Annotated in this window: 26 protein-coding genes and 1 tRNA gene; 15 read left to right on the forward strand and 12 right to left on the reverse strand. The window is 50.9% G+C overall.

Features of this window, described 5'->3' with window-relative positions; translation table 11 throughout:
* Positions 1-33: 33 nt before the first annotated feature.
* The 4 genes from ACJJI4_RS01055 to ACJJI4_RS01070 all read right to left on the reverse strand — a co-directional run bounded on the left by ACJJI4_RS01055 (position 34) and on the right by ACJJI4_RS01070 (position 3,505).
* Positions 34-492, reverse strand: a complete 459-nt coding sequence (locus tag ACJJI4_RS01055; RefSeq protein WP_444926748.1) for a tellurite resistance TerB family protein — start codon at positions 490-492, stop codon at positions 34-36.
* A complete protein-coding gene (tal, locus tag ACJJI4_RS01060) occupies positions 473-1,468 on the reverse strand; it encodes a transaldolase (RefSeq protein ID WP_444926749.1) in 996 nt (331 codons plus the stop codon). Before tal ends, ACJJI4_RS01055 begins: the two co-directional genes overlap by 20 nt.
* A 44-nt stretch (positions 1,469-1,512) precedes the next feature.
* Complete coding sequence (dusA, locus tag ACJJI4_RS01065; RefSeq protein WP_444926750.1) at positions 1,513-2,490, reverse strand: tRNA dihydrouridine(20/20a) synthase DusA; 978 nt, start codon at positions 2,488-2,490, stop codon at positions 1,513-1,515.
* Positions 2,491-3,334: 844 nt separating this feature from the next.
* Entirely contained in the window at positions 3,335-3,505 is a 171-nt protein-coding gene (locus ACJJI4_RS01070; RefSeq protein WP_444926751.1) for a helix-turn-helix domain-containing protein, read from the reverse strand.
* Positions 3,506-3,616: 111 nt separating this feature from the next.
* Here ACJJI4_RS01070 and ACJJI4_RS01075 point away from each other — a divergent pair, with 111 nt between their 5' ends.
* Both ACJJI4_RS01075 and ACJJI4_RS01080 read left to right on the forward strand, forming a co-directional pair.
* Positions 3,617-4,309, forward strand: coding sequence for a pirin family protein (locus ACJJI4_RS01075; protein ID WP_444926752.1), 693 nt, complete (start codon positions 3,617-3,619; stop codon positions 4,307-4,309).
* A gap of 16 nt (positions 4,310-4,325) precedes the next feature.
* Positions 4,326-4,949, forward strand: coding sequence for an isochorismatase family protein (locus ACJJI4_RS01080; protein ID WP_444912166.1), 624 nt, complete (start codon positions 4,326-4,328; stop codon positions 4,947-4,949).
* 345 nt (positions 4,950-5,294) lie between these two features.
* Here ACJJI4_RS01080 and ACJJI4_RS01085 read toward each other — a convergent pair whose 3' ends face one another.
* Both ACJJI4_RS01085 and ACJJI4_RS01090 read right to left on the reverse strand, forming a co-directional pair.
* Complete coding sequence (locus tag ACJJI4_RS01085) at positions 5,295-6,503, reverse strand: glycerol-3-phosphate dehydrogenase/oxidase (RefSeq protein ID WP_444906338.1); 1,209 nt, start codon at positions 6,501-6,503, stop codon at positions 5,295-5,297.
* On the reverse strand, positions 6,487-7,179 hold the full coding sequence (locus ACJJI4_RS01090; protein WP_413664492.1) for a glycerophosphodiester phosphodiesterase family protein: 693 nt from the start codon (positions 7,177-7,179) through the stop codon (positions 6,487-6,489). Before ACJJI4_RS01090 ends, ACJJI4_RS01085 begins: the two co-directional genes overlap by 17 nt.
* A 460-nt stretch (positions 7,180-7,639) precedes the next feature.
* On the opposite strand from ACJJI4_RS01090, the gene ACJJI4_RS01095 reads away from it, so the two are divergent.
* Positions 7,640-8,323 (forward strand): fimbrial biogenesis chaperone, encoded by a 684-nt coding sequence (locus ACJJI4_RS01095; RefSeq protein WP_444926753.1) that lies wholly within the window; start codon positions 7,640-7,642, stop codon positions 8,321-8,323.
* A gap of 61 nt (positions 8,324-8,384) precedes the next feature.
* On the opposite strand, the gene ACJJI4_RS01100 is transcribed toward ACJJI4_RS01095, so the two are convergent.
* Genes ACJJI4_RS01100 through ACJJI4_RS01110 form a run of 3 tightly spaced genes read right to left on the reverse strand, consistent with a single transcriptional unit; the run spans position 8,385 to position 12,398 of the window.
* Complete coding sequence (locus tag ACJJI4_RS01100) at positions 8,385-9,332, reverse strand: hypothetical protein (protein ID WP_444906337.1); 948 nt, start codon at positions 9,330-9,332, stop codon at positions 8,385-8,387.
* Complete coding sequence (locus ACJJI4_RS01105) at positions 9,319-11,832, reverse strand: TcfC E-set like domain-containing protein (RefSeq protein WP_444926754.1); 2,514 nt, start codon at positions 11,830-11,832, stop codon at positions 9,319-9,321. Before ACJJI4_RS01105 ends, ACJJI4_RS01100 begins: the two co-directional genes overlap by 14 nt.
* 38 nt (positions 11,833-11,870) lie before the next feature.
* On the reverse strand, positions 11,871-12,398 hold the full coding sequence (locus ACJJI4_RS01110) for a hypothetical protein (protein ID WP_444926755.1): 528 nt from the start codon (positions 12,396-12,398) through the stop codon (positions 11,871-11,873).
* 276 nt (positions 12,399-12,674) lie between these two features.
* On the opposite strand from ACJJI4_RS01110, the gene gltX reads away from it, so the two are divergent.
* From gltX to ACJJI4_RS01130, 4 genes are all read left to right on the forward strand, one after another.
* Entirely contained in the window at positions 12,675-14,150 is a 1,476-nt protein-coding gene (gene gltX, locus ACJJI4_RS01115; RefSeq protein ID WP_444912172.1) for a glutamate--tRNA ligase, read from the forward strand.
* Between the two features lie 161 nt (positions 14,151-14,311).
* Positions 14,312-14,387: transfer RNA gene (locus ACJJI4_RS01120), tRNA-Ala, on the forward strand.
* Positions 14,388-14,760: 373 nt separating this feature from the next.
* Positions 14,761-14,979 (forward strand): hypothetical protein, encoded by a 219-nt coding sequence (locus ACJJI4_RS01125; RefSeq protein ID WP_444926756.1) that lies wholly within the window; start codon positions 14,761-14,763, stop codon positions 14,977-14,979.
* Between the two features lie 93 nt (positions 14,980-15,072).
* The gene (locus ACJJI4_RS01130; RefSeq protein ID WP_444926757.1) at positions 15,073-15,918 is read left to right on the forward strand and encodes a trypsin-like serine peptidase; all 846 of its coding nucleotides are present in this window, start codon (positions 15,073-15,075) and stop codon (positions 15,916-15,918) included.
* Between the two features lie 126 nt (positions 15,919-16,044).
* Here ACJJI4_RS01130 and ACJJI4_RS01135 read toward each other — a convergent pair whose 3' ends face one another.
* From ACJJI4_RS01135 to ACJJI4_RS01145, 3 genes are read right to left on the reverse strand one after another with little or no spacing between them, the layout of a single operon-like run.
* Positions 16,045-17,247, reverse strand: coding sequence for a tyrosine-type recombinase/integrase (locus ACJJI4_RS01135; RefSeq protein WP_444926758.1), 1,203 nt, complete (start codon positions 17,245-17,247; stop codon positions 16,045-16,047).
* Between the two features lie 30 nt (positions 17,248-17,277).
* Positions 17,278-17,523 (reverse strand): hypothetical protein, encoded by a 246-nt coding sequence (locus ACJJI4_RS01140; protein ID WP_444926759.1) that lies wholly within the window; start codon positions 17,521-17,523, stop codon positions 17,278-17,280.
* Positions 17,516-18,448: a hypothetical protein gene (locus ACJJI4_RS01145; protein WP_444926760.1), complete on the reverse strand. Its 933-nt coding sequence runs from the start codon at positions 18,446-18,448 to the stop codon at positions 17,516-17,518. Before ACJJI4_RS01145 ends, ACJJI4_RS01140 begins: the two co-directional genes overlap by 8 nt.
* 172 nt (positions 18,449-18,620) lie before the next feature.
* Here ACJJI4_RS01145 and ACJJI4_RS01150 point away from each other — a divergent pair, with 172 nt between their 5' ends.
* The 8 genes from ACJJI4_RS01150 (at position 18,621) to ACJJI4_RS01185 (ending at position 24,757) form a co-directional block, all read left to right on the forward strand.
* The gene (locus ACJJI4_RS01150) at positions 18,621-19,013 is read left to right on the forward strand and encodes a DUF5675 family protein (RefSeq protein WP_444926761.1); all 393 of its coding nucleotides are present in this window, start codon (positions 18,621-18,623) and stop codon (positions 19,011-19,013) included.
* Positions 19,013-19,507 carry a hypothetical protein gene (locus ACJJI4_RS01155; protein WP_444893432.1) on the forward strand — a complete coding sequence of 165 codons (495 nt, stop codon included), beginning with the start codon at positions 19,013-19,015 and terminating at the stop codon, positions 19,505-19,507. The genes ACJJI4_RS01150 and ACJJI4_RS01155 overlap by 1 nt, the downstream gene beginning before the upstream one ends.
* Positions 19,504-19,752 (forward strand): hypothetical protein, encoded by a 249-nt coding sequence (locus tag ACJJI4_RS01160; RefSeq protein WP_444893433.1) that lies wholly within the window; start codon positions 19,504-19,506, stop codon positions 19,750-19,752. The genes ACJJI4_RS01155 and ACJJI4_RS01160 overlap by 4 nt, the downstream gene beginning before the upstream one ends.
* A complete protein-coding gene (locus ACJJI4_RS01165) occupies positions 19,742-20,464 on the forward strand; it encodes a hypothetical protein (RefSeq protein ID WP_444926762.1) in 723 nt (240 codons plus the stop codon). The genes ACJJI4_RS01160 and ACJJI4_RS01165 overlap by 11 nt, the downstream gene beginning before the upstream one ends.
* Before the next feature lie 96 nt (positions 20,465-20,560).
* Positions 20,561-21,082, forward strand: a complete 522-nt coding sequence (locus ACJJI4_RS01170; protein ID WP_444926763.1) for a hypothetical protein — start codon at positions 20,561-20,563, stop codon at positions 21,080-21,082.
* Positions 21,054-23,051: a terminase gpA endonuclease subunit gene (locus ACJJI4_RS01175; protein WP_444926764.1), complete on the forward strand. Its 1,998-nt coding sequence runs from the start codon at positions 21,054-21,056 to the stop codon at positions 23,049-23,051. The genes ACJJI4_RS01170 and ACJJI4_RS01175 overlap by 29 nt, the downstream gene beginning before the upstream one ends.
* Positions 23,052-23,267: a DUF6148 family protein gene (locus ACJJI4_RS01180; RefSeq protein ID WP_444900499.1), complete on the forward strand. Its 216-nt coding sequence runs from the start codon at positions 23,052-23,054 to the stop codon at positions 23,265-23,267.
* Positions 23,267-24,757, forward strand: a complete 1,491-nt coding sequence (locus ACJJI4_RS01185; RefSeq protein WP_444925304.1) for a phage portal protein — start codon at positions 23,267-23,269, stop codon at positions 24,755-24,757. Before ACJJI4_RS01180 ends, ACJJI4_RS01185 begins: the two co-directional genes overlap by 1 nt.

Consider the following 24,757-nt stretch of genomic DNA (forward strand, 5'->3'; position numbering starts at 1 on the left):
CTCCTAATCCCGAGTCCTGGAAATCTCCCTTTCTTAGCAACGCTTCATATCCCTCGCTTCGGCGCGTGCCTTGGTGAAGAGTCCGTGTGGTAGATAAATTAGCTCTGCCACCCTGCGAATCAGGTGCTCCTCGAAAGCCTCGATAACATCATCTGAAAAAGCTACCTGCCACATCTGCAAAATCAGCAGGTATTTATCTCTCTCGCTGAACTGTTCATTCACCGCCTGGGTGAACTCGAACAGGGATGTAGCTCTGTCCCGTTGGCTAATAGCTTCACTGACTATTTCTGTGGCACTAGACTGGTCGAGAGAGTAGTGCTGGCATAGGAGTTGTGTGAGCGTTTCACGCTCACACTCATCGAGCTTTTGATCGACAGTGGCGACCTCGACTAACAGCGCAGCGCTGATCATCCGCACGTCTTTTTCATCACGTGCTTCAACATCAGCGCTATTTCCTATCTGCTCAAACAGTTTACGGATTTGTTGCAGCATGAATTTCCTGCTGTCCCTTTACTCGGTTCTGTAACAATAGCTCTAAACGCTCCTGATCCTTCACGAAGTTCCTGATGCCATCGGCAAGCTTTTCAGTGGCCATGGCATCGCTATTCAATTGAAAGCGGAATTCGGCTTCAGCCAGATCCTGTGTCGGCCGGGATTTGGTTGCGGATACCGGTGGCAGGCCAGCAGCGAGAGGTGCCTCACTGTCCTCCAGGGCCTGTAATAGCTGAGGGCTGATTGTCAGTCGATCGCAACCAGCCAGGGCCTCGATCTCCCCGGTATTGCGGAAGCTGGCGCCCATCACAATGGTTTTGTAGTCTCGGGACTTGTAGTACTCATAGATATTGCGCACCGAGATTACGCCCGGGTCCTCTTCCGCAGGGAATGACTCGCGGCCGCTGTTGGCGATATGCCAATCGAGGATTCGACCGACGAAGGGGGAGATCAGAGTTACCCCGGCTTCGGCACAGGCAATCGCCTGGGATTGACTGAACAACAAGGTCAGGTTGCAGTGGATTCCCTCGCGCTCCAGTACTGATGCGGCAGCAATGCCTTCCCATGTCGACGCGATCTTGATCAATACCCGCTCTTTGGCAATACCTGCGCGTTCGTAGAGGGCGACCAGGTGGCGTGCGTAATCAATAGTAGCGCGGGTATCAAAGGAGAGACGAGCATCGACCTCGGTGGATACCACCCCGGGCACCAACTGCAAGATTTCCGTGCCGATGCTGACAGCCAGTTTGATGGCGGCCAGGCGTGCAATATTTTCCGCGTTCGAGCCACCCTGGTGGCTCTCAGCCCATTCGAGCGCCTCGGCGATATGGTTGTCGTACTGAGGGAGCTGGGCGGCCTTAAACAGTAGGGAGGGATTGGTTGTTGCATCTTGAGGACAATATCGGCGAATCGCTTCAATGTCTCCGGTATCTGCTACAACCTGGCTGCGCTGTTTGAGTTGCTCCAACTTGTTCATGGTTCCTCCCTTAATTATTCACTGGTCTACATATTGAAAGCGGTCTAAGCGGCTTGGGTGACCTGGGCCAGTGCCTGTTCAAGCACCTCGGGACCCGCCCCCGGCTTGTGGGCATTCTCGCTCAAATGGCGGCGGAAGCGCCGAGCACCAGGAAGCCCCTGGAATAACCCGAGCATATGTCGGGTGATATGATTCAAGCGCTGTCCGCGCTGCATTTCCTGCTCGATATAGGGCAGCATCTGCTCTACCACCTGAATGGCATCCGGGCCTGTTTCACCGCCAAATAATTGGCTGTCCACCTGGGCCAGGATTGTCGGGGTTTGGTAAGCCGCGCGCCCCAGCATAACACCATCCAAGTGGCTTAAATGTTGCTGGCATTCCTCAATTGAATTGATCCCCCCATTAATAACAATTTGTAGCTGGGGGTAATCCTTCTTCAACTGGTAAACCATGTCGTAATTGAGCGGAGGAATTTCACGGTTTTCCTTGGGGCTTAGTCCCTTTAGCCACGCTTTGCGCGCATGGACGATAAAGGTATCCACACCGGCATTGGCCTGGGCCTCTACGAAGCGGGTCAGGCCTGGATAGTCTTCCATATCGTCGATGCCGATACGGTGCTTGACGGTAACCGGAATAGATACCGCTTCTCGCATGGCAGTGAGTCCTGCGGCTACCACATCCGGTTCCGCCATAAGGCAGGCACCAAAACGCCCGGACTGGACTCGGTCACTGGGGCAGCCACAGTTAAGGTTGATTTCGCTATAGCCCCATTCCTCGGCGATACGGGCGCATTCAGCCAGTTCTTGAGGGTCACTGCCCCCCAACTGCAGGGCGACAGGTTGTTCAGCTGCATCAAATTGCAAATGTCGCTGTTGGTCACCATGCAGTATTGCCCCGGTAGTCACCATTTCCGAATACAGGCGTGCATGCTTGCTCAATAGGCGCCACATATAGCGGCAATGGCGGTCGCTCCAATCAAGCAGCGGAGCGGTACAAAAGCGATGGGGGCTAAAATCGGACATAAACTACGGTGTAACAGACTAATAAAAACAGAGTAGCCCGCCATTATATGGGATGTAAAACGTAGACCCCATGTGGAAATGTATCTGGATGAGGGTATTTTGACCTCTTGAGCATTTATTGTGCCCAACAGTTGTACCGGTTGCATGGGGCTGACAGCTGTCCCGCTGGGCAACGTATGCTTGCTGGGCTGGTTGTGTAGTTCCAGAACCGGGGCCTCTTTTGGTGAATACTTAGCGCTACTAGGCTCGCCTAAGTGGTGAGTAACTGGGATAAGGTCAGAGTATTATCTTGCCAGCAGTTCATTGAGAGCATGGACTCTGTATGGCGTTATTAAATAGCAGCTTCTTTTTAACTTAGCTTTCCGTAGTGGAAAGACAGAAGTTTAATTGCTTAGAAATAACATTTTTTCGTCCGCTATTCTTGCGGCCAGATATTACATAGTTTTCTTTGTTTAAATATCTCAGCTAGAGCCCCAATAAACGCAAAGATTTAAGTAATCTTGATCATATTTTATGAATGTGGTGCATAAATGACCTTTCTTTCCATGCTCTAACTTTGCAATAGGTTGGCAACAGTGCCTCGATTAATAATTTAGAAGTCATCCGAAAATCTTAGACTTATATTTTCTCGAGCACTTATTATTTCATACTGCGAAATTATGGGGAGGATCTTACCAGGGCGCTAATTAAATAACTTTCGATGATTCTCCTAACCTTTAATTTTCGTAGGAGTTTCATATTTTAAGGTGAGCTAGGTCGGTAATGAATCTGCAGGATTTCAGACACTTCCCCTTCGGCCAATATCATCTCTTCTTCAATATGCAGACAGTGATTTAAATACTTCCTACCTACCTCCTTTAAGATTTGAGAGCCTGACTGATAGCTGACCCTCCAGGTGGGCGACTTTCTTACTTATGTTGGCTTTTGGTATAGCCAGGCGATTTGCGGCTTGGATAAAGCTAGCTGTTCCCACTACGGCTATAAGCACCTTTATATCTTTGAGGTCTTGGCTCATAGAAATCTATTGTTGTTGAAAGTGGGATAGTCATATTCTGATTTTAGTATATATCAAACAATAAGTTGTACCTAAGATACCTCCATCGCTTACATATTTTGGAGGCATATCATGAAAATCCTCAAGCGTGACTCACTACCACTTGGCGGTTTTGCTGGGCTTACCGAGCACAGGTTGGTCACGGATAGCCAGGTATTCGGTCCACACAAACATCCACATACCTCTGAAGGGCTCGATAATTTTGTATATCTGGCCGATGCCCGCTTCAACCCGAAAGGCGAAACAGGCATGCACCCTCACCGTGAGATAGATGTGATTTCGGTCATGGTGGATGGACGAATACAACATGAGGGATCTTTAGAGCATGGAAAAGGTTTAGATAAAGGAGGAGTGCAAGTCCAGCGAGCTGGAGGCCAGGGGTTTACGCACAACGAGGTGAACCCGGATAGTAAAAAAAATCGAATGATCCAGTTATGGGTCTTACCAACTGTCTCTGGTCAAGCCGCAGGCTACAAGTATTACATGCCCAGCCCAAATAAGGTCACCCGGGTTTATGGGGGCCGCGATGATCAAACAGTGACCTTTGATAACAGTACGATTATCGAGATCGCCAATTTAAATGCAGCTGAGCAAATTTCATTTAATGGTGAAACTCTGGTTTACCTAACTAAAGGCTGGGGAGTCTTTTCTGAATCTGGGCAAAAAGAAAACGTGAAGGATGGAGATTTAATTAGGAGTTATAGCGGTAAGTTAATTGCAGATGTTAATACAAGTGCAATTGTTATTAGAAAGTTAAAACATTAAATAAGTAGGTGGCACCGTGAATAAGTTTTCAGAGACCTTAACTAAAGACAATTCTGTGTTGGCATTAATTGATCATCAAACGGGATTATTGGTGAGTTGTCGGGATCTGGATCCGCATCTGATGACGGAGAACATAAAGGGATTGGCAAATCTTGCGAAAGCAGTAGGTTTACCCACTGTTGTTACCGCGAGTATGCCTGAAGGCCCTAATGGTCCTATTATGCCAGAGATAACAACCATCTTGGGCAGTGAAATAATTGAGCGTGAAGGTGAGATAAACGCGTGGAAAAGTCCGGAGTTTAAGCGAGCTATTGAGGCAACCGGGCGTAAAAAAATAATTATGGCTGGCATCGTTACGGATGTCTGCTTGATGTTTCCCGCTATCTCTGCTGTAGCCGAAGGGTATGATGTATATGCCGTAGTGGATGCTTCTGGTACTTGGAATAGTACAGTGACACAAGCTGCTATGCATCGTATGACGCAGGCGGGGGTTAAAGTTGCTACCTGGTCATCCGTGTTGGCTGAGATGATGGATGATTGGCGAAGTGATCACGGCACGGAGCTTGGGGGCATATTAGCTCAACACACGACCTATCGATGGGTATATAACAGCTACCTTACTGCAGCAAACCAAAAGTAATTCAAAGCCCCTCTCATTTTTACGGGAGGGCGGGAGTATATCTATGGTTCATCACAATAAGCATTTTGCTACATTAATTACTTTTTTATCCCTGATTCCTTTGGTTTATTTTATTCCCGACAGCTTAGCCCTAATTTTGCCAGATCATAAATTGTTACAAGTAATTGCTGCTGTGGCGATTATAGTACCGATTGTTAGCTATTTGATTATACCGTTCGCTTTCTATTTGGTTGGGCACATTTACGGTAAAAAGGTGAAGAGATAATTTATTTGTCAGATGACTATTTTGGGTTGATATTAAAGTGACTTGAAGTCGAAAAATTAAACTGCACATTCAAAATGTATTTAAATATTTCGCTCTCTCTCGGAGGAACTATCTTCTGTTTTGGTCGGGGTATTTTTTGTAGCAATCGATCGACCAGCCTGGAGGGTGGGCTCCAGTTTTTTCAGTATCTTGCGGGCAGTAGCGCGGTAGCTGGTCAATTTGCCGCCTGCTACGGCCAACATCCGTGGCTTCTTATCGTCATCGCAGCAAATAATGGACTCCCGGGATCGCGCGAAGGGGCTCTTCTCCATTTCAGGGAGTACTCGCAGCCCCGCATAACTCTCACAAATGTCCTCGCCGTTCAGCCCTCGGGCTTGCGCAAAATATTTCTGTACGGCCTGTAAGAGATAGCTCTCTTCTTCGAGAGTCGGTGTTACGTCGCGAGGATCGCCGAAATAGGGCCGCTCTGTGGTCCCTACCAGGGTTTTGTCTTGCCAGGGCATTACAAAAATTGCGCGTCCGTCATCAGCTTCGACGTAGTAGATTTTGTCGCCCAGTGATAGAGGCAACAAGATATGGGTGCCTGCAACCAAGTCGATAGGTGGAATATCTACTGGGGGCGTACAGCGAGCATTGGTATTGGCTACCCAGGGGCCACTGCAATTGACCAGTGCACGGGTGCGCAGGGTGTTGAGCTTGCCGTTTGCTACATAATCAATCCGGACATGGTCGCGGGTGACTTCAGCGCCTACCAAACTGCCAGGGCAAATTATTTGAGCGCCTTGAGCGACTGCCGAAGCCACAACGTCACGGGTTAAAGCGGCATCGTCGGTTTGTGCATCGTAGTAGCGAAATACAGCCTTCAGGCCTTCCCGATTCAGACCCGGCAAGCTGTCCCATTGGGATTTAGGGACTTTTCGAAAGCGGGAATCGCTGTTGTTTATTCCCGACAACAGGCTGTAGAGGCTCAACCCCAAGCGGACCAGCCAGGCCGGTCTCCTGCTGTGCTGGTAGATAGGGATATAAAAAGGGACCATTCTCACGAGTTCAGGCTTGTTATCCAGTAGCCACTTTCTCTCCCGCAGGCACTCGTAGACCAAACGGAACTGGCCGCTCTCCAGGTAACGCAAGCCGCCGTGAATGAGTTTGGAGGAGCGAGAGGAAGTGGCGGCGGCGATACCCAGCTGTTCGAGTATCACCACGGAATAGTGATTTGTGGCCAGAACCTCAGCGGCTCCTGCTCCCTGTATACCTGCGCCGACTACCAAGACATCAAAATCCGTAGACATCACTCGCTTCCCGGGAGCGCATCAGCAGCGGCAAGTTGCCGGTGAGAATATGGTGAGCACCGCGCTTGCGCCAGAGTACTGCCTCTTCTGTCGAGTTGATTTCATAGACAACCCATTGCCAGGGGCCTGGGGGCAATTCGTCACATTCAACCTGGCTGTCGCGAATTAGTAGATATTCTGGCGCCAAAGTAACAATGTCGGCAGATAGGCACCGGGAGACACTATTGATCTCAAGGGCAACCCGATGCCAGCCCATATTGCGGGCGGCTCTGAGGCTGCGGCAGTCTGCGGTGAGTAGAGCGAATGACTCATTCTCACTGCGCATCAGCTCCATTAACTTTTTAACGGCGGTGACAAATCCAGTGGCGGCGATATTGGCAGGTGAGATACCGATAAACCAATCCAGGTGGCGATGGCAGCTGGCCCAGTCCACCAGCTCGATAAAGCGATTGATCGACTGGTGGTGTAACTGTGAGTCCCTAAGGGAGTGGAAGACCTGGGACTGGTCATTGCCGGGGATGTGCAGGCTATCCTCGTGGAAGCACCAGGGGGTGCCGTCGGCGCTGAAACGGATATCGCACTGAATAGCGCAGGCCCCCAGATTATGGGCCGCCTCGAAAGCGGCAATCGTATTCTCTGGTTGGCGGGTCTTGTCGCCGCGATGAGCAATTAACATGTGAATCTGGTCCGAAAAGCGGGTGTTATTGTCGTCTGGAATTGGGCGTAATTTGGCCTTTGCCCAGAGATGAACCGGACCCTGGCTGGAGCCGGGTCATACAGGAAAAATAGACGGTGCCACCGCTGTTGCAAGGTTCACGGGGAGGAAATATGGGACCAGAGGGCTATCAATGGAGGGCTGGGGTTTTTACATAGTGATGATGCTGAATCGATTGCATACTGCCCATATGGATAGCGCGCCACTAAGTTAGCTAGCGGTATGTCCCGTCAGGATGATCTATTACGTTGGCAGTGTTTTACTTTTCAGGCGGTGTAGGGCAAATCAGTATTGCCTCTTATTTACTAGCGGGGCTGGTGATGTTGATTTAAGGGAGGCTCATTAGGTTCCGATTTGACTTGTGGATAAAACAGCCCGATATTGCGCTTACTATAAGAAGTTCTAAGAGTACCCGCTCTTTATGAAAAAAGTACTGCTTTCACTGCTACTCTTTGTCGTCCAGCCAGTAATGGCAGCTATGTCTGTGGATAAAATTGTCCTTTACCTGGAAGATACTCCCAGCGCCCGGGATGATGTTCTCGTCAGCAACCCAGATAATGAGACGCTATATATCCAAACTGAAATATTCCGTGTGGATAACCCCGGCCATGATAATGAGAGTCGAGTCAGGGTGATAAATCCCGATGAATTTAAACTCCTTGTCAGCCCCGCAAGAGCTGTCCTGGCCCCCGGAGAGAGAAAGCGCTTTCGCTTAATGGCCTTAGATAGAGATCTTGAAGAGGAAAAAGTCTACCGGGTGACTTTTAAACCCGTTGTAGGTGATATTAAGAGTGACAGAACGGCACTAAAAATCCTTGTGGCTTATCAAGCGTTGGTATTTGTGCAGCCAAAAGGTGGAGCTTATAAAATTGATCTAGTGGCTGAAGGGGATAATTACCGACTCATGAATAGTGGCAATATTAATGTAGAAGTCGTGGAAGTACGTCATTGTGTGACTGAAGAGAAGTGTGAAAAACTTGAGGCCACCGGTCGGTTATACGCTGGCACCAGTATCGAAGTAACGGGTAAACCCGTTGGCGGTGAGCTGGAAGTTTTACTACGAGGGCAGCAGAGTGAGCGGGTTCGTTTTCCTCTTAGTGGCTAATTAGAATTGGTTGCTTGCCTATAGCAAGCAGGGCGGATTAAAGGATTATTTTATATCTAACTCACTGGCTGCTCACCGTTACTGTGAGTACATCGGTGTAGAGAGGTTCGCCCGCGTTTTCCCAGTCTGAGGGCGCAATAGAAATATAAATTCGCGCATTATCAGAAAGGCAGTTTTCATCCGAAGTTCGGCTAAAGCTGCCGGAGATATCTCCCAGGCTATCTGGGGAAATGCCTGAAGTTGCAGCCAGATTGTCTGAGAAGGCTACGCTGTAGGGGATTTGTTCACTGTTTCCCCCCAATTCATAGGCACTGCTGCCTGATCCCCCGGTGCTGCCATTGGCGCTGGACAGGTTTACTGTGTAACCGCTAAATCCTATACCGCCAACACAAAAGTCCTCACTGCCATCAATGGCCTGTCCAAACAGGGTGCCACTGTTGCTGAGGTCAATATCACCCAGATTGCGAATGGCGATGTTTGGCTCTACGTCCAGCACAATGTCAAACTGAACTGTTTCGGTGCCGGCAGTCCAAATAATAAAATAATTATTCAGTGTCATCTCAAAGCTGGCGGAGTAGCGGCTGGAAGAGGGTATTTGGCTGCTGTCCAGCTCGATCACTAAATAAGTATCTGCATCGTCGCTGGTGCCGGCAAAAGTAGCGGACTGAGTTCCTGGACTGAGTGTTTCCGTGGTGCCGTTATTGGCTCGAAATGAAATATCAATATCCAGCTGTTCACCACTGTCCGCAAATAGTGCGAAAGTAGATCCACTGAGCGGACTCACTTCTACATCGTAGCGTAGGGTCCAGCTTCCCAGCAGGCTTCGGGTAGTGAACTGAATTTCTTTAGGTTCTGATTCGTAATCAATAGTGTGTGAATCTTCCAAGCCACAAACTCGCAAATCGTCATTGCTGGAGCAATTTACCTGGGCTTGTACTGGTATATTAAATAGCGGAATCAACAGCGCAGAGACTAGGCCAAGTTTTTGCAGCTTCTTAGTTATGGACACGGCTTACCTCTGCTATTTGCCCAGTCTGGCATTTGGCCTCTGACTCTTCTATGGTTCCCAGGTTGAGCCAGCTATCACCTGATGAAGTGGCCTCGATTGAGGCTTTACAATTTCCCCAGCGAACTTCTGTATTTAGGATGGTGTTATGTTCACCGTGGAATTCCATTTGGAAAACGCCGTATTGGTCAGTTTTCGCTGAGTGTTCGCCAATGATTACTTCTGTATTTGCCAGCCCCTGGCCAAGGCTGGTTAATCGGCCCAGTACCAGGATTTGTGGCAGTATTTGGTAGCTGCTGGCGCCCACATTGCCCGGATACAGGGTAATGGTTTCGGAGGTTTCCCGGTAATCGAAAAAGCCCTCTTCCAGGGGCCGGAGGGAAAGGTCGTAACTGCGATAAGCCGGTAAATTAATCACTGACGTTGTGCCGCCTTTGGCGTATCCACGGCGGCTGCCATTAACCAAAACTTCAAAATCTTTATCTTCACTGCCTTCGATATTTACGATAACTGCGCTCTGGAGATTTTGCTCACCGCCCCAATTGAGGGAATTTTTTGTGGCAATTAGGTTGGTGCTGAACCCTCCGAGGTAGTTGATCGCACGGCCTTCATCATCATCGTAAAGCCCAACTGCAGTATTCAAATATCCGTGATGTCCCGCTAAATGCGTACGGGCCTCCAGGTAATTGGCTTCAGGGGATGCTTCCATAGAAAGCTGCTGTTCAAATTCAGCCGCCCATAAATCCCGGTCGTACCAGCGGCTTTGTAGTGCAAATCGCTCGCTGCTAGTGCTTTGTTCGCTGTTGTCGCTATAGAGATTAGCGGTGTGTTGCCAGTGTTTGGAGCGCATTCGGAACTGGAATTCCAGACTGGTGTATTGATCGCCGTCTGCATCACTGTGGGACAGAGTGGCGTTGCCGAGCCAGCGGGTGCTCTTAAAAATGGGGTGGCGGAACTCCAGGGTTTTTAACTTCTGGGCACTGCTCAGTGAATCGCCGTTGTCGATACTGCCGGGGAGTTGGTTTTGGTCCCGCTCGCTGAATCTTAGGGATAGCTGTCCGCCCAATACTGCTGTGCGCAAACTCAGACTTGTTTGGGAATAGCTGCCCGGCAGCAATGTATATTTATCGTTATTGAACGGCGTTTTATTGGCATCCAGCTCGGTTTTTACTGCACTAAAAGTCCCGTAGGGCATTTTAAGTAATGCCTGCAATCGGTATCCACTGCGTCCATCACCGGATGTCACCAAGCTTGGGGAGACTTCAACGCCTTCGCCAATCCAGCGACCGCCGACTTCCAACAATTGCTGCTCCTCGGTTGCGGCACCAGAAACAAAAAGACCCAATCCGGTCGTTAAACGGCGTGCGATAGAGGCCGTAATAATTCCATCGTCGTATTGGTCCGGCAGAGTGTCGTCCCAAAAACTGCGGGTGGGCAAACCTGCCTGCAAGCTCCAAAACCACTCGCCTGGGGCTGGCAATAGCGAATCCTTGGCAAAGAATTCGATATGCCGGCTTAATACCCGCCCCGCTTCATCGTAGGTGCGCACCTCAATATCGTAGGCGCCGTGGGGTAGGGTAGAGGTGTTTAACAGGCGGTTGCCGGCCTCCAGTAGTTCGGTGTGGATAAGTCGTTCATCCCGATATACCTCGACTCTACCGCGCACCGGCATATTTATTTCAACCGGCGCTCCCTGTTGATAACTGATATCGGTTCGGGTGCGCTGGGAAGTGCGTAGCTCTACGCCATAGATCGCTTCCTGGGGCCGGAAATAGCCAAAGCCACCCTGGGGTTGTAAAAGGCCGGCCGAATAGGCTTGCCCCCGAAAATCCCGACTCCAATACAGGCTATGGATCCGGCTGTCCTGCTCTGAGGCCGCAGACCATTGTGAATGCAGAGCGCTCTCACCAAAGCTCACTATGGTGTTGCCATTTAATGCAGCGCTATAGCTGTCCGGGCCCCAATCACTTTCAACCCCACTCCAGGAACCGCTCAGGTTTTGCACGATAGAGAAGTCAGAACTCGCTTCCGGCAAATAAGGATCATTGATTGCTGCTTGTTGCGGCAACAGCTCTTGTGAGAAAAAAAGATCCAGCCGGTAGAACTGCTCATCGTAAATAACGGCAAACTCCGATGGCATTAAGTAGCCACAGCCAATCTGCCGGTTTGAGCGGCATACATGGTGACTGTTTCTTATTTGCGGTCGTTCGAGGATGGAGAGAATCCGCTCGGTATCGCGAACTTCGGGCAACAGTTCGAGTACCTCAGACGGGGAGTCAAAGCGAACAAAGCGCGGATCTATTGTGACTTGCGCAGCACCAATTTCCCGGCCGCCGTAGTAGAGATCCACCACGAGTTGCTGGGGTTCGGTGAGATCATCAAACCCTTCAGGAGCAGAGGTTTCCAGTAGGAAAGTCGCTGCGGTCGCTGCAAGGGTATCGGGGCAGGAGGCTTGCACCAGACACAAAGCCAGTGCAAGGCGCCCCAGATGACGTCCTGCCATATTGAGCTATGGCTGGCAGGGCCAGCCACTCTTTACTGTTACTCGGAGGCGACAGTGATCAGCAGGGTATCGGTATAGGTGGTGCCATTTAGCACAGTTGCAGTTTCCCAAGCGCTGTTGGCCACAGTGATTTGGAAGCGCGCGTTATCGCTGGAGCCGCAGGAAGCGATATTTCGGGTTTGGCCTGTCAGCGCATCGCCCTCGATAACAGTAGTAAAAGTACCGGAGGTGCTGTTATCAAAACCAACACTGTAGGGCACGTTGTTGGTGCCGTCGGTCAGGGTAAATTCCGTGTCATTCTCACCGTCATTACTGTCGAAAGTAATGCTGTAGGTGGAGAACCCGAGGCCGCCCACACAGAAATCTTCGGTGCCTACGGCATCGGTACCCAAAGTGGGATCGGCAATCGTGAGGTTTTCTACACGAGTGATCTCAATGGTGGGAGTGAAAGATAGGGTGATATCACTGCTTGCACTAGCACTATCAGCCATTGAAGCGGCAGAAATGCTGAAAAGAGTACCTGCTGCAATAGCAGAAAACAGTGTGCGAACTACATTTTTTTGCATGGTATGCCATCCTGAGCGATTAATTTATCGTTCTTAGGGAGAAGCTGCTCGCGGAAACCCCTGCAAAATTTGGGGTAATACGTTAGTCAAGCCATTCCTTCTTTATGGCGGCAATAATACTTTTTTCGTGATGTATGTCACGTCATTAGCGAACAATAATGAAGTTATGGCGCGTAAATATTCTTATTGAGGAGAAAACCCCGCCTGTGCCAAGAGGCTGGCCAGCGCTATAATCCTGCGGTTTAACGAGTCCTCCATTTATCAATCAGGTTTATCATGACCGTAAGAACCCGAATCGCACCGTCTCCAACCGGTGATCCTCACGTTGGTACAGCCTATATTGCCCTCTTCAACCAGTGCTTTGCCCGCGCTCAAGGCGGCCAGTTTGTATTGCGTATTGAAGACACCGACCAGCAGCGCAGTACCCCGGAATCGGAGAAAGCCATTCTCGACAGCCTGCGTTGGCTCGGGCTGGATTGGCAGGAAGGACCGGATGTCGGCGGCCCTCACGGCCCCTATCGCCAGAGTGAGCGCGGCGATATCTACAAAACTTACTGCGATGAGCTGGTACAAAAAGGGCACGCCTTCCACTGCTACCGTACGGCGGAAGAACTGGAGCAACTCCGTGAAGGGTTGCGCGAAGCGGGCCGTACTTCACTGAAGCCCAGTGACCTGGCTCTGCCGGAAGAGGAAGTTGAAAAGCGTCGTGCTGCCGGAGCACCTTATGTAGTGCGTATGAATGTGCCTGAGAGCGGTACTTGTGTGGTGGAAGATCTGCTGCGCGGTACTATTGAAATTGATTGGGCCCAGGTAGACGCACAAATTCTGCTCAAGTCCGATGGTATGCCCACTTACCACTTGGCGAATGTGGTGGATGATCACCTGATGGAGATCACCCATGTTCTTCGCGGTGAGGAGTGGATCAACTCCGCACCTAAGCACAAACTGCTGTACGAATACTTCGGTTGGGAAATGCCGGTGCTCTGCCACCTGCCGCTGTTGCGCAACCCGGATAAGACCAAGCTTTCCAAGCGCAAGAACCCCACCTCTATCCTGTATTACCAGCGCGCCGGCTTTATGCCCGAAGCACTGCTTAACTACCTCGGCCGTATGGGTTGGTCCATGCCGGATGAGCGCGAGAAGTTTTCTCTCGAAGAGATGCTGGAGCACTTCGATATTAAGCGTGTTTCCCTGGGTGGCCCGGTATTTGATGTAGAGAAACTGTCCTGGTTGAACGGTCTGTGGATTCGCGAACTGGAAAATGAGCAACTCGCCGATCGCCTGACCGAGTGGATGTTTAACCGAGACAACCTGCTTAAGGTTCTGCCCCAGGCGAAAGAGCGCATGGAAACCTTCGGTGACTTTGCTCCGCTGGTTAGCTTCCTCGCCTCTGGCAAACTGCCCCTGACCGAAGACAGCTTCAGCGGTAACAAGCTGCCTCTGGATGACCAGAAGAAGCTGCTTCAATTTGCCCTGTGGCGCTTGGAAGCCCTGCGCGCTTGGGACAAGGACAGTATCTTCCAGGCAGTGAAAGCCCTGTCCACGGCCATGGAAATCAAGCTGAAAGACTTTAACGCCCCACTGTTTGTCGCCATCAGCGGCACCACTGCGTCCTTCTCCGTGATGGAAGCCATGGTGCTCCTGGGCCCCGACCTCAGCCGCGCCCGCCTGCGCCAGGCGATCGACGTATTGGGCGGTGCCGGGAAGAAGGTGCTGAAGCGTTGGGAAAAAGAGTACGCTGGACTCAAGTAAGGCTGATCAGCGTTGGTGAACCCCCGGAAGCGGCAGCCTCTGGGGGCCTGTGGTGTCAGCAGCTAACTAATTGATTAAAAAGTTATTTTTTCTGTTGACAGGCGCCTAAACCTTGCTAAAATGCGCCCCGCTTTCGACGGAAACGTCAGGCAACAAAATTTGGGGCTATAGCTCAGCTGGGAGAGCGCAACACTGGCAGTGTTGAGGTCAGCGGTTCGATCCCGCTTAGCTCCACCAAATTTCCCTTGTATTTCAAGGGGTTGCAGAAGAAGAGAAATCGAACTCTGCAAGGTGCACAAAAACTGCACAAAAACCCGCACAAAAACGTATGCGGGATGAAAAAAGGGCCTTGCGGCCCTTTTTTTTCGTCTGAAATTCCTCCCGTCAATACTACCTCAGTGTCTGTATTTACTTTCAGAAGGCGCTTCCTCGTTACAGTAAGCGCCAAGCCTCTTCGAGTCGTGTGTATTTTTATCGCCACTGACGCTAGGAAAACTATTTTCAATACCTGATTTACAAGTGTCTGGAACTTCCTGTTTGAATGTTGGGGGCTGGGCGGTATATTGAGAGATGGCTTACATGAAGTGTTAAATACTCTCAAGGAAATTCAATGATGGAAGAAGTTAAGTCTCTAGAAGTACTCCAAAAAATAACCAAAATTATTGAAACAAGACATGTGGGAGACGCTAACGGATTATTGCGACATGGTTTTGTGCTGATGGGAGTGAGTGAACATTCTGATGAAGATAGTGCAACTAGGTTCTTGTATACGCTTGGGTTCCCTAAGCCACTTTCAGAGCTGAGTCATTGGGTAGAGGCAAATTTCTAACGCGTATTAATTACAATGGCGATGAGTTTTTTTTGTGTAGATAGGATCTTGTAACAGAAGTAATACAGGCAATAATTCTAGTTGGTAATTGCTATGGGAAATGAGCAAAAGAATAAGAATATTTATCCTTTAAATGTCGAACTGCCATCTCTGAAATCTCTATTTATTGAGATGTATTTTGGAGAGCAATATTTGAGTTCGGGGACTGCGACTTTACTCTCAAATACTCGTGAATCACACTGTACATTAGTTACTAATCGCCATAATGTCACTGGACTGCACCAGGAGACAGGAGAGTGTCTTAGTAGCACACTGGGTACCCCTGATAATATCGTAATCCATTTCCATAGACCTGGAGATTCAATTGGGTATTGGAAAAAAGTAAAGCTTCCTTTGTATAGAGGTGATGGGAGTCCATTTTGGATCGAACATCCGAGACTTGGGGAGAAAGCAGATATTGTTGCTCTAAATTTAACTTGGGGTGACGATGTTCTGAAGCTTCCCTACTATCTAAAACTTGACCTAGATAGGGTTGGAATGATTGTAAGTCCAGCAGAACCTATTAGTGTTATCGGTTATCCTTTTGGTTTGTCAACAAGCGGAAAATTGCCGGTCTGGGCTACAGGATTTTTAGCTCAAGAGCTAAGTCTTATCTCAAAGGAAGAGCCTGTTTTTCTAGTTGACTGTCGAACTCGTCAAGGGCAATCAGGTTCTCCAGTGATCGCTTTTCGGACAACGGGATTCAGGTCAATAAAGGATAATCGTCTTAGTACAAGTTTATCTCCTAAAATAGTGTGGGAATTTCTTGGTATTTACTCTGGGAGAGTTAATGAGAAGTCTGATTTAGGGCGGGTTTGGCATGTTTCTGCATTAGAAGAGCTTCTAGATGCTGCTGAAAGAGATTATGAAATTCGCCAGTCCAGATTGTCAGAGCATTAGCTCTGGCAGTAAAGAAAAGCTTGGTAGGTGAAGCAGCTTTAGATTTTATAATGTGCGGCATAAGAGTTAAAAATTTACCTGGAGTCATATTTCTTATTATATGGTTGTCATTTTTCTGGAAAATTTTTAGAACTCTCTCCCAATAGCCTGCTCATCCAAATAGATACTAATCTCCTCATAATCAATTCCGTGTCCCGCCTGATAAGATTGAGTAACCCGCTCATCAGTATGCGCCATCAATTGTTGCACCGACTTCACGTCATACCCCATACGCTTAAACCGGTCTGAGGCAAGGCTGCGCACTTCATGGAAACTGGGTGGAGTTTGGTTTTTAGGTAAGCCGATATAGAGTCCGGTAGCGTTACGGGCTTCGGTAAACATATCGCTCAACCGGTCGGGGATTACCTGGCAAACATGCTCTTTAATTTTTCCCGTTCGCCGTTGCTTAGGTGTATGGCTCAGTATGTAGGGGCAGCGATAATTTCTTAGGCTGAGTTCTCTTGCGCGGTGAATAAGTTTGCCAAGTTGTTGGTGAGTTTTTAAATTAAAACTTAAATGGCTGGCGGCGAGGCTATCCCTTTGCGCTTCAGATTTATTAATCGTCTTGCGTAGATGTTCGCTTTGTAGGTGTTTCTCAAAGTTTAATTCACAAATATCAGCGCGGCGCATGGTAGTAAGCATGCTGATGCCCATGGCAATCTGTAGTGCTTCATAACCTAGCTCGCCAGCCTTTTCATAGATGGTCCAATAAGATTCCAGGGTTAGGCGTTGACGCTTTTTAATGGGTTTGCCTTTTTCCAGTAGGCGCGGTCGATCGTCGGCTGTGGTGAATGGGTTACTTTCCAATTTGCACAATCCTTCAGCCATTAGGTAATTAAAGAATTTATTAAACTCAGCGCGGCGCGCGTGCTGCTGGTGATAAGTGAGGGATTCCCACCATTTGCGCAGGTCAGCCAATTTTGCTTTGTGAATGGGGATCACTTCGAAGTCTTCGCCAAATCGTTTTAGTGCGTTACACCGATTGCGCCAGCTGGCCTTGCTGGGTAAGCGTGGATCATTCTCCTCTCGCCATTCCATATACCGCGCGGTGTGATATGCAAAGCTGGCCCTATCTGGCACCTTGGTGGGTTTGCGTTTTACGCTATCGCCCCGGTGAGCATTGGCCTGTTCAGCCATACGCAGAGCATCTTCAAGGGATGCTTTGAAGATCTTGTTGGAGCCATCCGGGCGGCGGTAGCGCCAATAGTTTTCTCTGTGGCGCGGGTCCGGGTAGAGATTGTCGGGCAATGCTGTGTCACCCACCATGCGGGGCTTTTTAGGTCTGGCCATTTCCTTGCTCGCCTACTGCTTAATCTGTTCTCAGCCTGCTAACAGGTCCATCCCGCTTCTGGGCTGGCCATCGTTGGAGGAGGTGTTTTGTGCTGGGGTTTTGCCGGTGTGGTCGCGTATGGCGAATCGGTCGGCATCCACATAGGGCTCCCCGGCGATGATCTGGCCGGGGATATGCTCGGCCTCTATCCACTCCAGGATTTTCTCTTTACCAGGGCGGGAGCCTTTTTCGAATTGCTCCTTGGCCCAGGTGACCCCTTTAACCAGCTTACCCATTGGGCAGCCCTCCCTGACTCGCGAGGAAGTATCCCCGGCCATTTTTATTGAGTGCGCCCGCCTGTTGCAGGGCGTCGAAAACGGGTTTAACGGTTCCGTGCCTAAGGCGCATATCGTTGATGATGTTGCGCATTACGGGCTTGTGGCCGAACTCTCCGGCGCGGATTCGCTGGGCCAGTTGCTGTTGTTCTTCGTTCAGGTGGGCGGTGTGTAACGGTTGTGTTTCCACCGTTTCAGGCTGTTGCAACGGTGTAGTGGCGCGTTTCGCAACTGTTACGGCGGCGTTAAACGCGAGTAACGCAACCAATCCTACGATGTCTGTGATGATCGCTAGGGCGAGGAAGCCGATATGCTGAACCTTTGCCGGGTCTGTGTTGAGGGTGCTCGCCAAGCTATTGAAAGCGCTGTGCGTGCTGGGTGTTTGTTCGATTGTGGATAGCTTTTCTATGAGCTGCGTGCGCTCAGCTTCCATTGTGGATAACTGTGCAGCGGTATTAATGGCGCGCTGGCGGTAGCCGTTGTTGGCGTCGGTGTTGATCAGGCCGTTTAGGGTGTTGATCTGCTGTTGCAAACTGTTTAACTGCTGTTGCAACGCCTGGTATTCCTGGCTGTTACGGGTGCTGCGCTGTTGCTGTTCATCGCTGTGGGTGGCGAGGAATCCAACCGTTGCAACAATGCTGATCACTACCAGCAGGGGCCAGAGGCAGAGTAGGGCATAGCCACTGGCTTGGCCCTGGCCGCGCAACCAAAGGCCCAGCGGGGCGAAGCTGAACTTGCACAGCTCCAGCGCCACCGCCGTGGCACCGGCCACCAGCTGCCCACCGAGACCTGCGGGCATGGATATCCACAGCTGCACGGTAAACACGAGGCTGGTGCCGCAGAAAATTAGGGCGGCGATACCGGTGAGGGATTGCCAGAGTTTCACGCGGCTCTCCCTTACTGGGTTTTAATTCAGTAGGTGGGTGTTGACAGTGCGCACGTGCGCACACTAATATCTGCAACGCTGCCGAGTTTTGTGATTCGGCGAACAGAATACCCCCAATAAACCGGCCCTTGAGCCGGTTTTTTTGTGCCCGAAATCCGGGAGCTAAAACCTCATGTTTGAATTAACGCGATTCGCCTATGGGCCAGATGCCACATTGGGGCGACTGAGAGTGCGCGACTGTGTGTTTTATACGGTTGAGCGCCCTTGGTTGGGAAATCGCCCTTTTGAGAGTTGTATCCCCGAGGGTATTTATTCTTGTGAGGCGTATAGCTCACAGCGATACCCCAATGTGTGGGAACTGCTGGAGGTTCCTGGGCGCTCAAAAATATTAATCCACACGGCTAATTATTCCTCTGATGTTCAAGGCTGCATTGGTGTTGGTTCTGGTGTAGCTCCGGGTGGCTGGTGGGTGATGCAGTCACGCAAGGCTATGGGGCAATTGCGGGATATGTTGCCGCCTAACTTTAATCTGACAATTACGCACTATGTGCCGGAGTATCCGTGATGGGTATTTGGTCTGGAATAACAGGGCTGTTTAGCAGTAACGCTAAACCGGTGGACGATATCCTCGACAAGGATAACGGGTTGCTGGTGCGGGCGGGTGGTTGGATTGATGGCTTGTCTTACACCGAGCAGGAAAGCGCGGAAGATGCGAAAGAATTAATTCGCCATGCCTCTGAGGCCCGCAAGCAAATTATCAGTACGGTGGTGGCTCATGTTGAGAGCACGGCGAGTGAGAATACGCAACGCAGCTTAACCCGGCGCTTTGCGGCTTTGGCCATTATCCGCATCGAGATGTTTTTAGTATTGGCCTCTGTGATGGTGTGGCCGTGGGATGCTGGGTACGCGAAGTTTATTTGGTCTGTTGCTGGGTCGATGCTGATGTTCGGTGCTTTCTCGGCAGTGGTCATTTTCTTCTTTGGTTCTTATGGGATCAGCCAGCACATCATGAAGCCATTGGCTGCGGTGAAAGGCGCAGCGAAGAGGGTGGTTCAATGAGTCCAACTGATGCAGCAAATACAGCAATGGAGCGGCTGATGATATGGATTGCGGGAGTGGGTAGCGTGACAGCTCAGGTTGCATCGGCGTTTGAGCAGTATGTAATTACCTACGGTGCATTCACCACCGGCCTGCTTTCTATCGCGGTGTTTGCTTATTACCGGCATCAGGATATTAAGTTGAAGCGTGAGCAGATGAAGCGGGGGGAGGATAACCCTGCTGAGGAGCTGAGCGATGGACGTTAGTATCAAGCTGGATACTTCAAAGTTTGATAAGGCCGCTGCTGAATTAAAAAAGCAGTTGCCCTATGCCAGTTCGGTTGCTCTGAATAATGTGGCGTTTCGTATTCGAGGAGAAGAGCGGGCAGCCATTGGACGCATCTTTGTCAATCCGGCGAAGCTGACACTGAACTCTGTACTGGTGAAGAAAGCCACTAAGCGCTCGGGTGTGGCGAAAGTCTTTATTCGCGATCAGGCCCCGAACGGCACTGCACCTAGTGAGTATTTAGCACCGTCGGTAATGGGTGAGAGCCGGATTGATAAACGCTTTGAGCGAGCGCTTCGACATGCTGGCCTCTTACCGAGTGGGATGTACGTGGTACATGGGAAGGAAGCCCGACTAAATAAGCATGGCAACATTTCGGTTGCGACTTATAAGAAGATCCTGGCAGAACTACGAGCCAACTCCGGTACTAAAAGGCGTGGATCTGACAGTTCGCAAGGCACTAAATCTAAATATTTTGTTGGGAAAATTAATGGTGTCCTGGGTATATGGAAAAGGGCAGGGGGTAAGCGCAAGCGAACGGCTAAACCCATTCTTATTTTCCTAAAGGGAAGGCCGAACTACCGCCAGCGTTTCCCCTTTGTCCGAATTGCCGAAGGCATAGCACGGCGACACTTCCCGATAGAGCTTGATAAGGCAATGGATCGTGCCATTGCGACAGCCAAGCGGCGTTGACCTAAACGTCAACGGGTCCTCCTGAGCGACCCAGCCCACGAGCAATTCGGGCGCGTGTTTTTAACAGCTATCTGAAATTTCCTAGGGGGTTATACCTTGGCTGACAACCTATCACTGGATGATCAGGCCACTCAGTCGGGGTTCGCTCGGCTGGTGGGAACTTCTCAACCGGCAATTGCTAAGCATGTGCAGGCTGGGGTGTTGCCGCAAGGCTCTACTTACAGCGTGTGGCTGCAAGTTTATTGTGAGCGGCTGCGTACTGAAGCTGCTGGCCGTCAGGCTAATGAAGCTCGCAATCAAAAAGATTTGGCTGATGCAGATAAGGCTAGGATGAGCGCGGAGAAAATTAGACGCGAATTATACCGAGAGGATCAATTAATAGTTGATGTTGAGTCTGTACGTAAGGTGATGGTGGAGTGGTCCACCATTGGTAAGAATGAATTTTTAGGAGCGGTAGAAAGCATCCTTATTGCTATCGAAAGTCAGCATGCCATTACCGTCGATCGAGAACCCTTACAGCCTAGTATTGACGCTGCCCTCAGAGCTATTGGTAGTTACGAGATCGAATCTCTCGCGCCTAGTGAAGGAGGTGCGGGAAACCTGGATACCGCAGCCTAAAGTCCCGCTGATTGAGTGGTTGCCGGAAAATATCAAACTGCCGTCGGAGGATAGTGATAACGCGGGCTATTACCGCAACGATTATGTGCCTTATTTCTGGGGTGTGATGCACGCGCTGGATAATCCTGTGTCGTGGATGGTGGTGATGCAAAAGGCCGCGCAGATCGGCTGGACGGTTCTGCTGGCTACCGATATCTGCAAAGTCGCCGCTACTGAGCCCGCCCGCATCCTGATGCTGTTCCCCAAGGATGAAAAAGGCCGGCTGTTTATGGATGAAAAGCTGGTACCGATTATCGAAGGCTCACCAGCAGTGAACCGGGTGATCGATGTCACCACCAGCCGCAAAGGCGGCAGCCGTTCAACACGGAAAAAATTTCCCGGTGGTGAGGTGCGCACCATTGGCTCCAACTCAATTTCTAATGTGAAATCCACATCAGCCCGTCGGGGCTATGTGGAGGAGCCTGACGATACCAACAAAGACGTCGGTGATCAGGGCGACTCTATTCGCCACCTGCGCGAACGTCTTAAGCGGATGCGCAATAAGAAATTAATTATTGGCGGCACTCCGGCGGTGGCGGATCTCTCCCAGGTGGAGCACTACACCAAACTTGGCACCATGCGAGTGTTACCGATTACCTGTCACGACTGCGGTGAGTCCCATGTGTTGGACTGGGAAAACGTCAGCTGGCTGGAAAAGGAGGGCGGCACACCGCACCCGGTGTTCGGCCTGCACCAGCCAGAAAGTGCAGTGTATGGCTGTCCGCGCTGTGGCAGCGAATGGGATGACTACCGCCGTCAGGCCAATATTTTGCAGACCTGCAAAACCGCTCTGGAAAATGGCGATGACTTTGCCGGCTGGGTAAAGACCCAATGCGGTGAAGACTTTGGGCAAGATGAGATCGAACCGATAGAAACTTTTATGGAGCTATCGGAGCTCTATGTGTGTATCCCCGGCACCGGCCTCGCCGATGTGGTGCGGGATTTTCTTGAAGCCGAACACGAAGCGAAAAGCGGAGATGAATCCGCCCGCATTGTTTTTCAGAACAACAAACTGGGCAGGCCCTACCAGTACGCCGCCAGCCGCCTGCTGGACCATGAAAAGCTGCAAGAGGCCGCCGAGGATTACCCGGAATTAGTGTGCCCTGCCGGTGGCCTGCTGGTAACGGTCGGCATCGACGTACAGCACGACCGACTCGCAATCACCATTCGCGCCTTTGGCCGCAATGAAGAAAGTTGGCAGATGTACTGGGGCGAGATCGATGGCGATACCGCCGATAAAAAAGATGATTGCTGGTCAGCTCTGGATAAGCTGGTGTTCCAAAGTTTTGAGCACGAGCGCTTCGGCGAAATTCGCGCAGCGGCGGTGAGTATCGACTCCTCCGATGGCGGCACCAGTAACGCGGTGTATCACTGGGTGCGAACCCGCGATAAAAAATATCGCGGCGTGCTGGTGATGGCGATTAAAGGTGACAGCAACGACTTCGGCACCAAGGAAATATTCAACCAGCCCCGGCAGGTGGATTTTAACAATCCCAAGCGCCGCACCAAGGCAGACCGCTTTGGGGTAAAGGTATATATGGTTGGCACCCACAAAGCCAAAGACCTGATGGCCAAGCGGCTGCTCGGCACCAGTGCCTATATGCACAGCTGCAAGCATGTGCGGCAGGATTACTGGGAGCAGGTGACTGCTGAAGTCAAAGCCCCCAGCAAGAAAAATAAAGGCCGGGAAACCTGGCAGCCGCGCCCCGGCCGGCCCAATGAAGGCACGGATACCGAGGTCTACGCCCTGCACGCCGCCCACGCCATGGGCATGCACAAATACAATGAGAAAAAATGGTCCACCATCGAATCGCGCCTGGGCCAGCGCACGCTATTTAGCGAACCTCAACAAACACCCGAACAACCCAAACCCGCCGTTAAAAAACCAAGGCAGCCCGCGCAGCCAGCCGGTTCTCTACTGGATAGTTAAATGTCTAAAACCGCACAAGAGATGGTCGACCTCTATATCGAGGCCGAGATAGACGTGCTCGCCGGAAAAACCACGGTCATTAACGGCCGCCAATTTACCGCCGAGAACCTGCAGGAAATCCGCGCGGGCCGCCAGGAGTGGGAGCGCCGCGCAACCGCAGAAACCTTAAAGGCCGCCGGCAAACGCCCCGGGCCCGCCTACGCGAATTTTTGCTAATGAATAAACTGGATTCTGTCATCGGTTTTTTTGCACCCGAGGCTGCCCTGCGCCGCGTACAAGCCCGGCGCGCCCTGGAGATTGCCGCCGCCTATGAAGCCGCGCGCCCCAGTCGCCTGCGCAAAAACCCCGGCGATAACCGCAGCGGCGACCTGGTGCTGGAAGGCAGTGTGGAAACCCTGCGCGGCCAAGCCCGGCACCTGGAGCAAAACCACGATTTTGCCTTTGGCATTCTTACCACCCTGGTAAATAACATTGTCGGCCCGCGCGGTATCGATGTGGAATTCCAGCCCAAAACCTGGGATGGCGATATCCATGACGGCCTCGCCAGCCAAATGAATGACGCCCACAAGGAATGGGCACGGCGCCCGGAATGCACCCGGCAATTTAGCTGGGGCAAAGCCCAGCGGCTTTTGTGCAATACCTGGCTGCGCGATGGTGAAACTTTAATGCGGCATCTGCAGGGCACGGTGCCCGGCTTAAAGCACCGCACCCCCGTGCCTTACACCATCGAATGCCTGGAACCGGATTTCCTGCCGGTGGATTACAACGACCCCAGCAAGCGCATTGTGCAAGGTATTCAAAAATCTGCCTGGGGCGAGCCTTCGGGCTTTTGGTTGTACGACGAACACCCCGGAGCCTCATTTAACTGGCGCATGAAGCGCAGGCTTCACAGTGCGGAAAATATCGAGCACCTGAAATTTGTACGCAGGCTGCACCAAACCCGTGGGGTATCCATTTTTGCAGCGGTGATGAATCGCCTTACCGATATTAAAGACTATGAAGAAAACGAGCGTGTTGCCGCCAAGATTGCCTCAGCCATGGTCGGCTTTATTCAAAAGGGCAGCCCTGATACTTATGAGCATGATTCTTCTTGGGATGATGAAGGAAACCGCACTCTCAATATCCGCGCCGGTGCCATCTATGACGATCTCCGCCCTGGGGAATCAGTTGGAACCATTCAAAGTAATCGCCCCAGCGGCCTGCTAACGCCATTTTTAGAAACCATGCACCGCATGACTGCCGCCGGCACCATGGCCAGCTTTAGCAGCATCAGCAAAAACTACAACGGTACTTATAGCGCGCAACGCCAGGAACTGGTGGAGCAGTGGGGAAACTACGAAACCCTCAGCCTGGAATTTTGTGAGGAAATTGTAGAGCCGTCCACCCGCCGCTGGGTGCAAATGGCTTTACTGGCGGATGCCTTCAAAGTGCCGAGTGATGTCGATCCATCCACATTAATGCATGTCGATTTTATTACCCCGGTGATGCCCTGGATTAATCCGGTCCATGAAGCCAGCGCCGATGAAACCCTACTGGAAAATGTACTGGCCAGCCCACAGCAGACCATCCGCCGCCGTGGCAAAAAGCCGGACGATGTAATTAAGCAAACTGCTGCCTGGCAGCGAAAGCTCAAACAAAACGACATTACTACCCCAACCAAACGCGAAGCCGTACCCGCGCAAGAAACTGAAACTGAATCTGAATAG

Source organism: Microbulbifer maximicatervae (SeqCode) (genome assembly GCF_052467305.1).

Coding starts and splice junctions, on each gene's coding strand:
- ACJJI4_RS01055 (WP_444926748.1), bottom strand. CDS start 492: ATGCTGCAACAAATCCGTAAACTGTTTGAGCAGATAGGAAATAGCGCT.
- tal (WP_444926749.1), bottom strand. CDS start 1,468: ATGAACAAGTTGGAGCAACTCAAACAGCGCAGCCAGGTTGTAGCAGAT.
- dusA (WP_444926750.1), bottom strand. CDS start 2,490: ATGTCCGATTTTAGCCCCCATCGCTTTTGTACCGCTCCGCTGCTTGAT.
- ACJJI4_RS01070 (WP_444926751.1), bottom strand. CDS start 3,505: ATGAGCCAAGACCTCAAAGATATAAAGGTGCTTATAGCCGTAGTGGGA.
- ACJJI4_RS01075 (WP_444926752.1), top strand. CDS start 3,617: ATGAAAATCCTCAAGCGTGACTCACTACCACTTGGCGGTTTTGCTGGG.
- ACJJI4_RS01085 (WP_444906338.1), bottom strand. CDS start 6,503: ATGTCTACGGATTTTGATGTCTTGGTAGTCGGCGCAGGTATACAGGGA.
- ACJJI4_RS01090 (WP_413664492.1), bottom strand. CDS start 7,179: ATGTTAATTGCTCATCGCGGCGACAAGACCCGCCAACCAGAGAATACG.
- ACJJI4_RS01095 (WP_444926753.1), top strand. CDS start 7,640: ATGAAAAAAGTACTGCTTTCACTGCTACTCTTTGTCGTCCAGCCAGTA.
- ACJJI4_RS01105 (WP_444926754.1), bottom strand. CDS start 11,832: ATGGCAGGACGTCATCTGGGGCGCCTTGCACTGGCTTTGTGTCTGGTG.
- ACJJI4_RS01110 (WP_444926755.1), bottom strand. CDS start 12,398: ATGCAAAAAAATGTAGTTCGCACACTGTTTTCTGCTATTGCAGCAGGT.
- gltX (WP_444912172.1), top strand. CDS start 12,675: ATGACCGTAAGAACCCGAATCGCACCGTCTCCAACCGGTGATCCTCAC.
- ACJJI4_RS01125 (WP_444926756.1), top strand. CDS start 14,761: ATGATGGAAGAAGTTAAGTCTCTAGAAGTACTCCAAAAAATAACCAAA.
- ACJJI4_RS01130 (WP_444926757.1), top strand. CDS start 15,073: ATGGGAAATGAGCAAAAGAATAAGAATATTTATCCTTTAAATGTCGAA.
- ACJJI4_RS01135 (WP_444926758.1), bottom strand. CDS start 17,247: ATGGCCAGACCTAAAAAGCCCCGCATGGTGGGTGACACAGCATTGCCC.
- ACJJI4_RS01140 (WP_444926759.1), bottom strand. CDS start 17,523: ATGGGTAAGCTGGTTAAAGGGGTCACCTGGGCCAAGGAGCAATTCGAA.
- ACJJI4_RS01150 (WP_444926761.1), top strand. CDS start 18,621: ATGTTTGAATTAACGCGATTCGCCTATGGGCCAGATGCCACATTGGGG.
- ACJJI4_RS01155 (WP_444893432.1), top strand. CDS start 19,013: ATGGGTATTTGGTCTGGAATAACAGGGCTGTTTAGCAGTAACGCTAAA.
- ACJJI4_RS01160 (WP_444893433.1), top strand. CDS start 19,504: ATGAGTCCAACTGATGCAGCAAATACAGCAATGGAGCGGCTGATGATA.
- ACJJI4_RS01165 (WP_444926762.1), top strand. CDS start 19,742: ATGGACGTTAGTATCAAGCTGGATACTTCAAAGTTTGATAAGGCCGCT.
- ACJJI4_RS01180 (WP_444900499.1), top strand. CDS start 23,052: ATGTCTAAAACCGCACAAGAGATGGTCGACCTCTATATCGAGGCCGAG.
- ACJJI4_RS01185 (WP_444925304.1), top strand. CDS start 23,267: ATGAATAAACTGGATTCTGTCATCGGTTTTTTTGCACCCGAGGCTGCC.